At 70.5% G+C, this 13,519-nt stretch carries 16 protein-coding genes; 3 read left to right on the top strand and 13 right to left on the bottom strand.

Annotation, left to right across the window (positions count from 1 at the left end; genetic code table 11):
• Positions 1-101: 101 nt before the first annotated feature.
• Positions 102-350, bottom strand: a complete 249-nt coding sequence (locus VXM69_RS35585; RefSeq protein ID WP_059561180.1) for a hypothetical protein — start codon at positions 348-350, stop codon at positions 102-104.
• Between the two features lie 110 nt (positions 351-460).
• Between VXM69_RS35585 and VXM69_RS35580 the strand changes: the two genes are divergently transcribed.
• Positions 461-1,711 carry a phosphatidylserine decarboxylase family protein gene (locus VXM69_RS35580; protein WP_367190691.1) on the top strand — a complete coding sequence of 417 codons (1,251 nt, stop codon included), beginning with the start codon at positions 461-463 and terminating at the stop codon, positions 1,709-1,711.
• Positions 1,712-1,741: 30 nt separating this feature from the next.
• On the opposite strand, the gene VXM69_RS35575 is transcribed toward VXM69_RS35580, so the two are convergent.
• The 5 genes from VXM69_RS35575 to VXM69_RS35555 form a co-directional block, all read right to left on the bottom strand.
• Positions 1,742-1,987 carry a hypothetical protein gene (locus tag VXM69_RS35575; protein WP_034190091.1) on the bottom strand — a complete coding sequence of 82 codons (246 nt, stop codon included), beginning with the start codon at positions 1,985-1,987 and terminating at the stop codon, positions 1,742-1,744.
• A gap of 255 nt (positions 1,988-2,242) precedes the next feature.
• A complete protein-coding gene (locus VXM69_RS35570; protein WP_124669530.1) occupies positions 2,243-2,575 on the bottom strand; it encodes a DUF1488 domain-containing protein in 333 nt (110 codons plus the stop codon).
• Positions 2,576-2,579: 4 nt separating this feature from the next.
• Positions 2,580-3,128: a type 1 glutamine amidotransferase domain-containing protein gene (locus VXM69_RS35565; RefSeq protein WP_034189995.1), complete on the bottom strand. Its 549-nt coding sequence runs from the start codon at positions 3,126-3,128 to the stop codon at positions 2,580-2,582.
• A gap of 198 nt (positions 3,129-3,326) precedes the next feature.
• Positions 3,327-3,692, bottom strand: coding sequence for a DUF3022 domain-containing protein (locus VXM69_RS35560; RefSeq protein ID WP_049029431.1), 366 nt, complete (start codon positions 3,690-3,692; stop codon positions 3,327-3,329).
• A 96-nt stretch (positions 3,693-3,788) separates the two neighbouring features.
• Positions 3,789-4,205 (bottom strand): hypothetical protein, encoded by a 417-nt coding sequence (locus VXM69_RS35555; protein ID WP_226229551.1) that lies wholly within the window; start codon positions 4,203-4,205, stop codon positions 3,789-3,791.
• A 157-nt stretch (positions 4,206-4,362) separates the two neighbouring features.
• On the opposite strand from VXM69_RS35555, the gene VXM69_RS35550 reads away from it, so the two are divergent.
• Both VXM69_RS35550 and VXM69_RS35545 read left to right on the top strand, forming a co-directional pair.
• A complete protein-coding gene (locus tag VXM69_RS35550) occupies positions 4,363-4,719 on the top strand; it encodes a DUF3175 domain-containing protein (protein WP_034189992.1) in 357 nt (118 codons plus the stop codon).
• Positions 4,720-4,761: 42 nt separating this feature from the next.
• A complete protein-coding gene (locus VXM69_RS35545; protein WP_124608221.1) occupies positions 4,762-6,081 on the top strand; it encodes a cation:proton antiporter in 1,320 nt (439 codons plus the stop codon).
• A 5-nt stretch (positions 6,082-6,086) separates the two neighbouring features.
• Here the strand turns inward: VXM69_RS35545 and ligD are convergent, their stop codons facing one another.
• The 7 genes from ligD to VXM69_RS35510 form a co-directional block, all read right to left on the bottom strand.
• Positions 6,087-8,882 (bottom strand): DNA ligase D, encoded by a 2,796-nt coding sequence (ligD, locus tag VXM69_RS35540; protein ID WP_367190690.1) that lies wholly within the window; start codon positions 8,880-8,882, stop codon positions 6,087-6,089.
• A 24-nt stretch (positions 8,883-8,906) separates the two neighbouring features.
• Positions 8,907-9,902, bottom strand: coding sequence for a Ku protein (locus VXM69_RS35535; protein WP_367190689.1), 996 nt, complete (start codon positions 9,900-9,902; stop codon positions 8,907-8,909).
• Between the two features lie 37 nt (positions 9,903-9,939).
• On the bottom strand, positions 9,940-10,443 hold the full coding sequence (locus VXM69_RS35530) for a DUF421 domain-containing protein (protein ID WP_367190688.1): 504 nt from the start codon (positions 10,441-10,443) through the stop codon (positions 9,940-9,942).
• Positions 10,444-10,458: 15 nt separating this feature from the next.
• Entirely contained in the window at positions 10,459-12,564 is a 2,106-nt protein-coding gene (gene katE / locus VXM69_RS35525; RefSeq protein ID WP_367190687.1) for a catalase HPII, read from the bottom strand.
• A 122-nt stretch (positions 12,565-12,686) separates the two neighbouring features.
• Positions 12,687-13,073 (bottom strand): DUF3022 domain-containing protein, encoded by a 387-nt coding sequence (locus tag VXM69_RS35520; protein WP_175028786.1) that lies wholly within the window; start codon positions 13,071-13,073, stop codon positions 12,687-12,689.
• Complete coding sequence (locus VXM69_RS35515; RefSeq protein ID WP_027792525.1) at positions 13,070-13,231, bottom strand: DUF1328 family protein; 162 nt, start codon at positions 13,229-13,231, stop codon at positions 13,070-13,072. Before VXM69_RS35515 ends, VXM69_RS35520 begins: the two co-directional genes overlap by 4 nt.
• A gap of 46 nt (positions 13,232-13,277) precedes the next feature.
• The gene (locus tag VXM69_RS35510; RefSeq protein ID WP_049028728.1) at positions 13,278-13,466 is read right to left on the bottom strand and encodes a DUF3008 family protein; all 189 of its coding nucleotides are present in this window, start codon (positions 13,464-13,466) and stop codon (positions 13,278-13,280) included.
• Positions 13,467-13,519 lie beyond the last annotated feature (53 nt).

The raw sequence follows: 13,519 nt of genomic DNA, 5'->3' as shown, positions 1-13,519 counted from the left end.
TCACCCTGCCGGCGCGTGCCGCGCGCCGGCAGCACACGATCGTCCGCATCAACGACCGAGCGCCGGCCCCGCCGTGCGGCGGCCGCTGCGCGATAACGGCCTCACGACCCTTCTTCCGGCGGCATCGCCCCGCGGTCGTCTTCCCATAACGGCTTGTCCTCGCCGTGGCCGTCGTGCGCCGCCACCGGCCCGCTCGCGTCGTGCTCCGTCGGCCGTCGCGCATCGCGCGGCGCGGCCCGGGTGGCACGCACCCGCGGGCGCGTCGGCGTCACCGTATGCTGTCCGCCGCCGCGGCGCGTGTCGGTCGCCTCGGCCTCCTTCGTTTGTCGTGCCTTCGAAGTCGTGTTCATCTTGCTCTCCCGTGTCATGAAACAGTCGTCGAACGAGCGTCGCAATTCCGGTGCCGCCGCCGGGCAGGCATCTTGCTGCGCTTCACGCGAACCGACGTCCGGAGGAGACAATGTCCACCCATTCCAACCCGCCGCCCGCCACGCGCCGCCGGCTCGGCGACTGGATGGCGCGCGAAGAGGCTCATATGGCCGCGTTCCGCGAGAAAGTCGCGGCGCAAGCGCACGCGCATGCCGGCGACCGCCTGCGCACGCCGGCCGTGCAGGACCTCGCGCGGCTGTTCGACGATCACGCGGTGTTGCGCATGGGCCTGACCCGCGCGATCGACGAAGCGGTCGAATCGGGCCGCCGGCTGGGCTATGCGTCGATCGGCGAACTGATGACGGTGCTCGACCACCTGATGACCTACACACCGCCGTTCAGCGAAGCGAGCCTGATCGTCTGCCCGATCAATGCGTTCCTGGACTGGCCGATGTGCATGCCGTCCGGCCACGCGGTGTTTCGCGACCAGACCGTCAACGCCCACCTGAAGCGCATGCTGACCGTGTGGTGCGACTTCCTCGGCGGCCCGCACTCGCGCGCGCATCTCGACACGTCGGCGCCCGACGGCTGGTTCTGCGACGAAGCGTACGAGCGCCTCGGCCTGTCGCAATTCCGGTATCGCGACGACCAGCCGCACTGGGGGTTCGATTCGTGGAACGATTTCTTCACGCGACGCTTTCGCGACGGCACGCGGCCGGTCGCGGCGCCCGACGATCCGCACGTGATCGTCAGCGCGTGCGAGGCCGCGCCGTATCACACCGAAACGCACGTGAAGCTGCGCGACACGTTCTGGATCAAGGCGCAGCCGTATTCGCTGCGCGATCTCTTCACGCCCGCGCGGCTGTCGCTGGCCGAACGCTTCGTCGGCGGCGACGTCTACCAGGCCTATCTCAGCGCCTACAACTACCATCGCTGGCATGCGCCGGTGCGTGGTGTCGTCACGCATGCTTACCGGGTCGACGGCGCCTACTACTCGGTCGCCGAAGCCGAAGGCCCGGATCCTGCCGGACTCAACGATTCGCAAGGCTACATGACGTCCGTCGCCGCGCGTGCGGTGGTCGCCTTTTCCTGCGACGACCCCGGTATCGGCACCGTGGCGGCCGTGTTCGTCGGGATGGGCGACGTGTCGTCGTGCGTGATCGAGGTCGTGCCGGGGCAGCGCGTCGACAAGGGCGACGAGATCGGTTATTTCCAGTTCGGCGGGTCGACGTACTGTCTGCTGTTCGAAGCCGGCGTGATCGACCGCTTCCTGCATGCTCCGCCGCACGACGGCCCGGCGCCCGTCGTGCGGGTCAACGCGGCCGTGGCGATTGCGCGGTGAGCGGCGCGCGCAGCGCGCAAGCGCGAAACATTACGCGTCGGCGGTGTCGCTCAGGCCGATCGCGCCGGATTCGGCCGCGTCATGCCGCTGCACGCTGCGCAGCACCGACAGCCCGTCGGCCGTCAGCGCGGGACGGTGCTCGCCCGACGCGTCGTCGTGCTGCATCACGATCAGGTGTTGTTCGACGAGGGCGACGATGTCGTCGCGATCGATCTGGATCTGTTCCGGCGCGTGATGCGCCAGGAACAGCGCGGCAAATTCATGGGCGGTCAGCATGCTCGTTTCCCCGTTGACGGCTGCGCGCGACGCGCTCCCGGCGCCGCATCGGCGTGCGGCGCGCATCGTGCGCCGGCAACGGGATGAACATGCAGGGTCCGTGCCAGCCGGCGTGAGGCGATCGATGTCCGGGCGGCGTGCCTGCCGCGCGATGTGGCACCGGACGGCGGGCACGCCGGGCTGGAAAGTTTTCAATCGCGTGTAAGGCCGGCGGGCCGGGTGCGCCCGAACCCCGGCACGGGAACGGCACGCGGGTCAGCGCCGCCCGGAAGGGAACAGCCCTGCCCGCGCGCGGCCCGCCGGCGCCCGGAAATACCCGCTGTGCAGCACGACATCACCCTCATTGCCGTTCGCCAGCAGGTCCGCACATGCCGCCTCGATGCGCGCACGGCCGCGTTCGAACGCGTCGCGCAGGTCGGCCTCCAGCGCGGAGCGCGCGCCGAAATGATCTTCCAGCGCTTCGACCGTGATCGCCCAGGTCTGCGGCGTGCCATCGACCTCGACGACGAAACGCAACTGCAGCGCCGCCCCGTCGAACACGGGCGGCGCGGCGGTCAGCGTCACTTGGCGGGCGGAATCGGCCGGCATCGCGCTATGCGCCCCGCGCCGCGAGGCGATCGACCAATGCGCCGTTGAACGCGGGAAGGTCGGCCGGCTTGCGGCTCGTGATCAGGTTGCCGTCGCGCACCACCTCCTCGTCGACCCACTTGCCGCCCGCGTGCCGGATATCGTCCTGCAGGCTCGGCCAGCTCGTCATCGTGCGGCCCTCGACGAGTTCGGCCGACACGAGCAGCCAGCCGCCGTGGCAGATCGCCGCGATCGGCTTGCCGGCGCCGACGGCCGCCGTCACGAATTCACGCGCGGCCGGCAGCATCCGGATCGCGTCGCCGTTCACCACGCCGCCGGGCAGCACGACCGCGTCGTAGTCGCCTTCGCGCGCTTCGTCGAACGTGCGGTCGACCTTCACGCGCTCGCCCTTGTCGACGTGTCGGAAACCCTGGATCTCGCCGCGCTGCTGCGAAATCACGTCGACCTGCGCGCCTTCGGCCGCGAGCGCGCGCTGCGGCTCGACGAGTTCGGCTTCCTCGAAACCGTCGACCGCGAGAATGGCCACCCTGCAATGATCCAGCCTGCCGCTCATGAATGCCTCCGTCGGAATGGCGGCACACGTCGTGCCGCGTCGATTGCGCCGCAATCGGCGTGCCGGCCGGGGAACCACCCCGCAATCACGCGAAGGCCGCCGCGCGCGTGCGTGCGGCCGGCCATTCGACGTCGCCACGTACCGGCTGCAAAGATTTCAACGGGATGTAATCCGATGCGGCAGGCCGATCCGCCACGGCTACTGCAGATGTCGCGCGGCGTCGAGCATCGCGTCGGTCAGTTCGACCGTCAGCGTCAGGTGCTCGTCGGTGTCGGGCAACTGGTCGAGCGTCTGCTGCACGGCCTCGTGCAGCATCGCGTGCACGCGCATCCGTGCGCCGTCGTCGAGATCCGCGTAACGCTCCATCGTGTCGCAGTCGAGTGCGAGCACGACCGCATGCCGCGCAGCCTCGGGCGGCGCTTCGGGCGTGAGCGCCCATGCCGCATGGAACATGATCCGGCCCGTTTCGACATCGACCTGGACCGTCGTGTCGAGATCGTCCGCGTCGATCGCGTCGCCGTCGATCTCTTCGTTCTCCAGCAAAATCCGGGAATTCGATTGCATGATGTCCTCCTGCGTGGTGGCGGTGCGCCGGTCCTGGAAACCGCGCCGCCATCGCGCCGTGCCGGCCGCGCCGGCACGACACCGTCGATTACCGCCTCAATATCCGCTCGAACCCGCGCCGCCGGCCCCGCCGCCGCCCGAGCCCGTCGACCCCGGCGAGCCGCCGTTGCCCGCGCCCGTACCGCCACCGACACCGCCCCCCGCGGCACCGCTGCCGCCCGCACCCGCACCGTTGGGGCCGCCACCCGGCTTCACGTGGCCTGCCGCCCCGCTGTGCGACGGCATGCCGTGCTTCGCGCCGTGCCGCTTCGGGCTGGCGGGCGGAGGCGGCGCGGCCGTATTGCCGTTGGTGTCTGGCGTCGACATGTCCATCGACGGATTCGGTGCGCCCGTTCCTTCGTCCGGACGCTGCGTGTTCTGGGCCCATGCGGCCGGCGCGGCCGCAACGATCGCGACAGCCGCGCAAGCGAGCACGCGCCGCGCGACGCACATCGATTCCAATACTGACTCCATGGTGTTGTCTCCCTGGTGGTGATGCGGTCATGGAAAAGCCTGCCCGTACCTTTCAGCAAGGCCCATGCCGTCGCCGGCACCGGCGCGCCGCGCGGCACGCGGTTTGCGGCGCCTCTCACCGTACGACCCTCCCCCGACCCCATATGGAGCCGCCTTCATGCCTTCCGCCTCCGCTTCCCATGCGCACGGCAAGCGCCTCACGCGCCGCGCCGGCCGCGCCCGCAGCGCCGACCCGAAACACCGCAAGCGCTGGTCGGGCGAAGTCACGCAAAAAAGCGATGCGCTCGACCTCGAGCCCGACATCTTCAAATCCGACGATCCGGCCGCGATCGCCGCCTCGCTGAAGCGTTCGGCCGAGCACAGCCGCCGCCGCAAGGCATCGCCGTTCCAGTCGGCGATGTCGATGCTGAACTTCTACGTGAACCGCGCGGGCCGCAACCTCCCGAAAACGCGCCGCACGACGCTCGAACGCGCGAAGCGGAAACTGCGCGAGGCGTTCGGCCGCAAGCCCTGACGGCTTGCGCGCCTGCGTTGCCCGCCAGCCACGAGCGCACCCATGCACGAGACGCTCTGGTACCTGATCATCGGCGCCGTGCTGCTGGGCATGGGCCTCGCGACGTCCGCGTTGCGCCACCTGCCCTGCAGCACCGCGATGATCTATCTCATCCTCGGCATCGCGCTCGGCCCGGCCGGCGCCGGCCTGCTGCATCTCGACCTGGAACGCGACGGCCGGCTGCTGCGTGAAATCGTCGAAATCGCGCTGCTCGTGTCGCTGTTCGCGATCGGGCTGCGGCTGCGCGTGCCGCTGTCCGACCGGCTGTGGCTCGTGCCGTGCCGCCTCGGCCTGCTCGCGATGGTCGTCACCGTGCCGCTGCTCGCCGCCTGCGCGGTGCTCGCGCTCGGGCTCGGCTGGGGCCCCGCGTTGCTGCTCGCGGCGATCCTCGCGCCGACCGACCCCGTGCTCGCGCACGACGTGCAGGTGCACGATCCGGGCGATCGCGATCTCGTCCGCTTCGCGCTGTCGGGCGAAGGCGGAATGAACGACGGCATCGCGCTGCCGTTCGCGCTCGCGGGGCTCGCGCTGTGCGGCGCAAGCAACGCGACGCATGGCATCGCGCCGCTGTCCGGCACGTTCGCGCTCGCCGCGCTGTGGGGCATCGCGGGTGCGGCCGCGATCGGCGGCGGCCTCGGCTGGGCGACGACCTGGACGATCGGCTGGCTGCGCACGCGCCATGCGCAGGCACTCGGCCTCGAAGGCTTCTTCGCGCTCGCGCTGATCGTGCTGTCGTTCGGCGCCGCGCAGCTCGCGCACACGTTCGGCTTCATCGCGACGTTCGCGGCCGGCGTCGCGATGCGGCGCGTCGAGCATCGCGCGAGCGGCGACCGCAAGCCGCGCGAAGTCATCGGCCAGATCGATTCGGAGGACGTCGTCGCGACCGAAAAGCATCCGGAGAAGGCCCACGCGTTCATGGCCGAATCGGTGCTCGGCTTCACGATCGAACTCGAACGGATCGCGGAAGCCGTCGTGATGACGATGGTCGGCAGCGTGCTCGCGACGTTGCCGGGCGCGCTGTTCACCTGGGGCGCCGCCGCGCTGGCCGCCGTGCTGTTCGTCGCCGTGCGGCCGCTCGCGGTGCTGCTCACGCTCGCCGGTTCACCCGCGACGCACGCGCAGCGGCGCCTGATGGCATGGTTCGGCATTCGCGGAATCGGCTCGTTCTACTACCTGCTGTTCGCGCTCGAGCACGGGCCGTCCGATGCGGTGCGCCCGCTCGCCGCGCCGGTGCTGGCCGTCGTCTGCGCATCGGTGGTCGCGCACGGGATCTCCGCGACGCCGCTGATGAACTGGTACTACCGGCTGCAGCACCGGCGCTGACGCGTTCACGTTTGCACGCCGAGCCGCGCACGCATCGCGGCGGTGACGCGCTGGCGCGTCTTCGCATAGTCTTCCCACGGATCGCGCTTCAGCGTATCGAGCCGTTCGTGCAGCGTGTCGATCGTCCATTGCGCGCCGCCCGTCGTCGCGGGCACCTCGTCCCAGTCGAGCGGCACCGACACGCCCATGCCGGGCCGCGCGCGCACCGAGTACGCGGCGATCGTGCTCGCGCCGCGGCCGTTGCGCAAGTAGTCGACGAAGATCTTGCCGCGCCGGTGGCGCGGCCCCATCGTCGCGGTGAAGCGCTCGGGCAACGTGCCGGCGACGTGCTGCGCGACGGCGCGCGAGAACGCCTTCACGTCGTCCCAGCCCGCGTGCCGCGTGAGCGGCACGACCACGTGCAGCCCCTTGCCGCCGCTCGTCTTGCAGAAGGACACGAGTCCCAGCGCATCGAGCAGCCCGCGCACGAGCTGCGCGGCGTCGATCATCTCGCGCCACGGCAATGCCGGATCGGGATCGAGGTCGAACACGATGCGGTCCGGCCGCTCGATGTTCGACGCATGCGCGTTCCAGGTATGCAGCTCGATCGTGCCCATCTGCGCGGCGCCGAGCAGCGCGTCGACGCTGTCGATCGACAGCAGCGGCCCGTGGCCGGGATCCAGTCCTACGTGCTGCGTGACGAACGGGATCTCGCGTCGCTCCGCATGCTTCTGGAAGAACAGTTCGCCGGCGATGTCGCCCGGCGCGCGCACGAGCGATACGGGCCGCCCTTTCAGGTCGGGCAGCAGCCACGGCGCGACACGTTGCCAGTAATGCGCGAGGTCGATCTTGCGCGTGCCGCTTTGCGGATCGAGTACGCGATCGGGGTGAGTGATGCGAACCCGGCCGACCCGGGCGGCACCGGATTCGTCTTGCATGCGGCCGGCCGACGCATCGGAGCGCGTACGCGGCGGGCGGCCGTGCGCGGTTTCGGCAGGCGCGGCGGGCGGGTGCCGGTCGTGCGTGGTGCGGGGTCCATCCATCGTCGTCTCCGTGTCGGTGTGGCGCGGCACCTCGCGGACGATCTGCCGCGCCGGCTTGTCTTCGCGCAGCGCAACGAACGCCGCCTGCCGCACGATCCCGTCGCCGGTCCATTCCGCGAATTCGCATTCGGCGACGAGCGTCGGCTCGACCCAGTGGACCCGCGTGCGCGACCGTTCGCGCGGCGGCGGGTCGAACGGCGTCGTGGCGCGTTCGTGCTTGCGCAAGGTGGCCGCGAGCCGGTCGAGCAGGCGCGTATCGAACCCGGTACCGACACGGCCGACATAACGCAGCGGCGGCGTGCCGCGCGGCCGCCTGCCGCCCGCGGCGGGCTCGTGGACGCCGAGCAGCAGCGCGCCGAAGCCATGCCGGCTGCCCGACGGCTCGGTATAACCGCCGATCACGAACTCCTGCCGCCGCCTGCATTTCAGCTTGATCCACGCGGGCGAGCGGCCGCCGCGATAGCGCGAATCCGCGCGCTTGCCGATCAGCCCCTCCAGCCCCGTGTCGCACGCGCTCGCGATCAGCGACGCGATATCGTCGCCGAGATCGGGCGAGTAGCGCAGCCGCGCGGGGTCGCTGCCGGTGAGCAGCGGTTCGAGCAGCCTGCGACGCGCGGCGAGCGGCGCGTCGCGCAGGTCGTATCCGTCCAGAAACGGCAGGTCGAACACGAACAACGTCACCGCGTCCGAGCGCCCGGCGCCGAGCGCGTTCTGCAGCGCCTGGAAATCCGGCAGGCCGCTGTCGCGGAGCACGACGGCCTCGCCGTCGAGCCACGCGTTGTCGACGTCGAGCGCCGCGAGCGCATCACGCTGCAAGCGCAGTTTCGCGGTCCAGTCGCGGCCTTCGCGCGTCATCAGCGTGACGTGCCGCCGCGCGCCGCGACCCGCGATCCGCGCGAGGATCCGGTAGCCGTCGAATTTCACCTCGTAGCGCCAGTCGCCGTGCGTCGGCGGCGCATCGACCAGCGTCGCGAGTTGCGGCGCGACGCGCTCGGGCAACGCCGCACGCACGGTGCCGTCTACCTGCGACAGGTCGGTGGGCGGCCTTTCCAGCCCAGCGCCGTGCGCCGCGCCGCGCGTGTCCGACGCGTTGCGCCGGGCGCGGCGCGATGCACGCGCGGCAGGCGCCGCGTCGGCCGGTGCCGGATCGCGCGCGGCCCGCGTGTGTCCGTCATGCACGCTGCCCGGCCGCTGGGCAACGACATCGAACGTCTCGGCGTCGCGCGCGTCGTCGTCGCGTTCCTTGATCAACAGCCATTGCGCCTGGCGGCCCTGCTGCCGCCCGCTGCGCACGAGCGCCCAGCCGCCGTGCAGCTTCGCGCCGTCGAGCCGGAACGTCAGCTTGCCGTCACGATAGCCGGCGCGTGCCTGTGCGACGCCGCCGTCGGGCGTCCACGTGCCCGCGTCCCAGACGACGACCGAACCCGCGCCGTAATGGCCGGCCGGAATCTCGCCTTCGAACGACGCGTATTCGAGCGGATGATCCTCGACGTGCACGGCCAGCCGTTTCACCGACGGGTCGACGCTCGGCCCCTTCGGCACGGCCCACGACTTCAGCGTGCCGTCGAGCTCGAGACGGAAGTCGTAATGCAGGCGCCGTGCGTGGTGTTCCTGAATCACGAAGCGCAGCGGCCTGGCCGCGCGCGCGGCCGGTCGCGCGTTGCGCCCCGTGCGCGTAGTCGCATCGGCGGAAGCGCGCCGCCGCCCGTGCGCGCCCTCGGGTTCCGGGCTCGCGTCGAAGCGGCGTTTGCGGCGATACGGATCGAGCTTGCCTGCCATCGCGTCATCCTCCGTCACGCGGCGTCATGCGGCGTGCTTGCGGCGCGCGGCGGCCTTCTTCGCCGAGTGCGCACCGGTGGCGCCGTGCTTCGCGGCCGTACGTTTCGCGGGCGCCTTCGCCGCTCCTTTGGCGGGCGCTTTCGCCGCCGGTTTGCGGCGCGCGCCGGCCGCACGCGAAGGCGCCGATGCTTCAGTATCCGCATCGTTGTCCCCACCGCCCGCGCGCCCGCCACCCTTCAGGCTGCGCTTGAGCAATTCGGTCAGATCGACGACGTTGGACGCCGCACGCCCCGTCTGCGCGGGCCGGTCCTCGATCTCCTCGATCCGGCCCGCGCGGACCTTGCGCTCGACCAGCTCGAGGATGTCGTCGCGGAACGTGTCGTGATACGCGTCGGGCGACCACGATCCGGACATGTCTTCGATCAGCTTCTTCGCCATCGCGAGTTCGCGCGCGCTGACACCGGCACGTTTCGCGTCGTCGGCCGGCACCGACAGTTCGTCGAGCGGGCGCAGCTCCTCCTGCCAGCGCAGCGTGTCGAGCGCCAGCAGCGGCCCGACCGGAATCAGCGCACCGAGATGCTGGCGGTCGCGCATCACGACGTGCGCGATGCCGATCTTGCCGCTGTCCTTCAGCGCGTCGCGCAGCAGCGCATAGACCTTCTCGCCCTTGCGGTCCGGCACGAGGTAGTACGGCGTGTCGAGATACAGGAACGACACGGCGTCCTCGTCGACGAACGTGACGATGTCGACCGTCTGCGTCGATTCGGGGTTCGCCGCGCGGATCTCGTCGTCGGTCAGCACGACGTAGCGCTCCTTCTCGTACTCGTAGCCGCGCACGATGTCCTCGCGCGTGACTTCCTTGCCGGTGCGCTTGTTGATCTGCCGGTAGCCGACCGGGTCCATCGAGCGCTTGTCGAGCAGCCGGAACGACGGCTTCACGGTGCGCGTGGCCGGGAACAGCTGCACCGGCACGTGAACGAGCCCGAAGCTGATCGCGCCTTTCCAGATCATCCGTGCCATCGATGTCCTCCTTGCCGCGTGTGGGGTCCGGCTCAAGTCACGGCCTGCGGCGGCGGCTGCGCCGCACGATGCTGACGTGGCCGTTGCACTCCAGGATCGCCGCGTCGACGTCGGACAGGTCGTTCGCGCCGAGCGCCTGCCGCACGCTCTCGCGGATGTCGGTCGGCGTGAGCAGCGCGGCACGCATCTGCGCGTCGTCGAAGCGGCCGTTGCGATACACCTCGCGCTCGACGCCCACCAGCAGCCGCTCGAGCCGGCGCGAGCGCACGCAGGCCCAGCCGATCGCGCGATGCAGCAGCGCGATCGCGAACGACGCCGCGACGGTCGCCACGAACGGCGACGCGCCGACCACCGCGCGGCTCAGGATCGCGCCGAGCAGGATCCCGACCACGTAGTCGAACGGCGAACGCTGGCCGAACGCGCGCCGCCCGGCGACGCGGATCAGCACGAGCGCGATCGCGGACACGACAATCGCGCGCAGCGCCATCTGGCCGGGGCCGAGCATCCGGCCCTGTCCGAACAGCGCGACGACGACGTCCATGATCGCGCGGCGGCGCTAGGCCGGCAACTCGGCCGCCTGCTGCTCGCGCGCCCAGACGCGATGCTGGCCGAGGTGGTCCGACAGCGCCTTCAGGACGGCGTCGAGATCGACGGCCTGCCCGACGCACACGCCTTCGGCCGGGTCCGGCAGGTGCGCGGCGCTGAGCAGTTGCCGCCCGGCCCCGACGGCCGCGATCGGCTTCAGGTGCTTGAACGCCTCGCGCACGAAGTGCCGTGCGTCGGCGCTGTGCGCGAGGTCGCCGCCATCGTCGTCGCCGCCGCAGACGAATACCGCGTCGAACATCACCGACGGCATGCCGGCCAGCGTCGCCTCCGGCACGACGCCGCCGATCGGCGCGAGCGTCGGCGCGACGATCGTCGGCACCGCGTGCGCGGCCTGCAGCGTGTCGCGCACCTGCTCGACGAGCGCCGGGCTCGTACCCGGCGTCGCGATCAGCGCGATCTTGCGCGAGCGGACGCCCGGCTTCGCGCGACCGATCAGGCTCAGTGCCGGCGAGCGCTGCGCGACGGCCGGCGTCGCGGCCGCGTGCGGCGCGGGCAGCCCGAGCCGTTCCGCGACCTGCGCGGCGAGCCCGCCATCGAAGCGCGCGATGATGTCGTTGACCACCCGCTCGCGAATCCGCGGCTGCGTCACCTTGCCCAGCTCGAAGCAGTACGCGTCGCGAATGTGCCGCTGCTCGATCCCGGTCATGCTCTGGTAGAACAGCGCGGCCTGCGAGAAATGATCGGCGAACGATTCGCTGCGCACGCGCACCTTCTCGCCCTCGAGCGGCTCGTGCACGGTCTCGAAGCCGCCGCCGGACGGCGCGGGCGGCGTCTCGCGCGGCCAGCCGCCGCTCGTCGAATTCGGCTCGTACGACGCCTGCCCGACGTTGATCGTCTGCCGGTGCATCGCGTCGCGCTGGTTGTTCGCGAACGGGCACACCGGACGGTTGATCGGGATTTCATGGAAATTCGGGCCGCCGAGCCGGCTCAGTTGCGTATCGGTGTACGAGAACAGGCGCCCCTGCAACAGCGGATCGTTGGTGAAGTCGATGCCCGGCACCACGTGGCCCGGGTGAAACGCGACCTGCTCGGTTTCCGCGAAGAAGTTGTCGGGATTGCGGTTCAGCGTCATCCGGCCGATCGGCCGCACCGGCACGCGCTCTTCGGGCACCAGCTTGGTCGGGTCGAGCAGATCGAAGTCGAACTGGTCCGCATCGGCCGGATCGATCATCTGCACGCCGAGCTCGAACTCCGGATAGTCGCCGCGCTCGATCGCCGTCCACAGGTCGCGCCGGTTGAAATCCGGGTCGTGGCCGGCAATCCGCTGCGCTTCGTCCCACAGCAGCGAATACGCGCCGCTCACGGGGCGCCAGTGGAACTTCACGAAACGCACGTCGCCGGCCGCGTTCACGAAGCGGAACGTGTGCACGCCGAAGCCGTCCATCGCGCGAAAGCTCGCGGGCAGCGCGCGGTCAGACATCAGCCACAGCACCATGTGCGTGGCTTCCGGCACCAGCGACACGAAATCCCAGAACGTGTCGTGCGCGGATGCGCCGGTCGGCATCTCGTTCGGCGCCTCGGGCTTCACCGCATGCACGAAGTCGGGAAACTTGATCGCGTCCTGGATGAAGAACACCGGCATGTTGTTGCCGACGAGGTCGTAGTTGCCTTCCTCCGTATAGAACTTCACCGCGAAGCCGCGCACGTCGCGCACGGTGTCGGCCGACCCGCGCGGCCCCTGCACCGTCGAGAAGCGCACGTATACCGGCGTCTCGGCGGCCGGATCCTGCAGGAATGCGGCCTTCGTGTAGTCGGCCATCGGTTCGTAGACGCGGAACACGCCGTGCGCGGCCGAGCCGCGCGCGTGCACCACGCGCTCCGGAATGCGCTCGTGATCGAAGTGCGTGATCTTCTCGCGCATGATGAAGTCTTCGAGCAGCGACGGGCCGCGCGCGCCGCCGCGCAACGTGTTCTGGTTGTCGGCGATCCGCACGCCCTGGTTGGTGCGCAGCGCCTCGCGGTCGGGCCGCGAACGGTTTTCTTCGAGCTGGCGCGACTTCGCGCTGTCGGGCGACGGCGCCGGCGGGGTCTTGCCGGCTGAGGGGGAATGGGTCATCGAGAGTCCTCGTGGCATGTGTGAGGCCGCCGCTACACGCGCCCTCGCGCTACGGCGCGCGCGTGCGGACAGCGGCGAAAGCCGGCGCGGGCGGAACCGCACCCGCGACCGGCCGCGAAGGGTCAGGGCGCACGCAGCGCCGCGTCGAATTCGGTGCGTGTCACGTCGAGCGTCACGCTGCATTCGATCGCGGCATCCTCGACGCGCGGCTTGTACTCGTCGACCGCGCGCCGCGCGCGATCGCACAGCTGCGTGCGCACGCGCAGCCGGTCGGCCGCGTCGAGCGACGCATAGCGCGCGATCACGTCCGGATCGAACCGCAGGTCGACCGCGCAGCGCCATTCGCGCGCGTCCTGGTCGGACGGCACGCGCACCCACGACACGTGGATCGTCAGCCGGCCGGACGCGTCGTCCGCCTGCACGACGACGGTCGACTGCGACGGAAATCCGATCGCGAGCGCGTGTTCGAGTTCGGCCACGCGCTGCGAACGGTCGGGTGCATCGCTCATCGGCGCACGACACCCAGCAGCAGCGTGACCAGGAAGATCACGACGAAGATGTAGAACAGGATCTTCGCGATCTCGGCCGCGCCGGCCGCGATGCCGCCGAAGCCGAACACGGCGGCGACGATCGCGATGATGAAGAAGATGATGGCGTATCGAAGCATGGAACCCTCCTGAAGGACAGCGGTCGTCACCAAACGTCGTCGTCGGTCACGCATCGTGCTTGTGTTTCGGTTTGCCGCGCACGGGCGTGGAAGCCATTTTCTCGAGCTCTTTCTCGCTCATCGATTTGGCCATCGACTTCGACGGCGGCTTGAGATCCTTCATTTTCGTTTCGCCGCGCTTGGCGGACAGCGCGGCGCCTGCGGCACGCTGCTGGGCCTGGGATTTTGCTGGCATGGTTGCGCTCCTGTCGTGAGTGCGCGGGCCGCTACGGCGGGCAGCCTCGCGCG

The sequence above is a fragment of the Burkholderia sp. Ed8 genome (assembly GCF_040761425.1).
GTDB classification, from domain to species: Bacteria; Pseudomonadota; Gammaproteobacteria; order Burkholderiales; family Burkholderiaceae; genus Burkholderia; species Burkholderia seminalis.
This window is presented reverse-complemented; position numbering and strand designations above follow the sequence as displayed.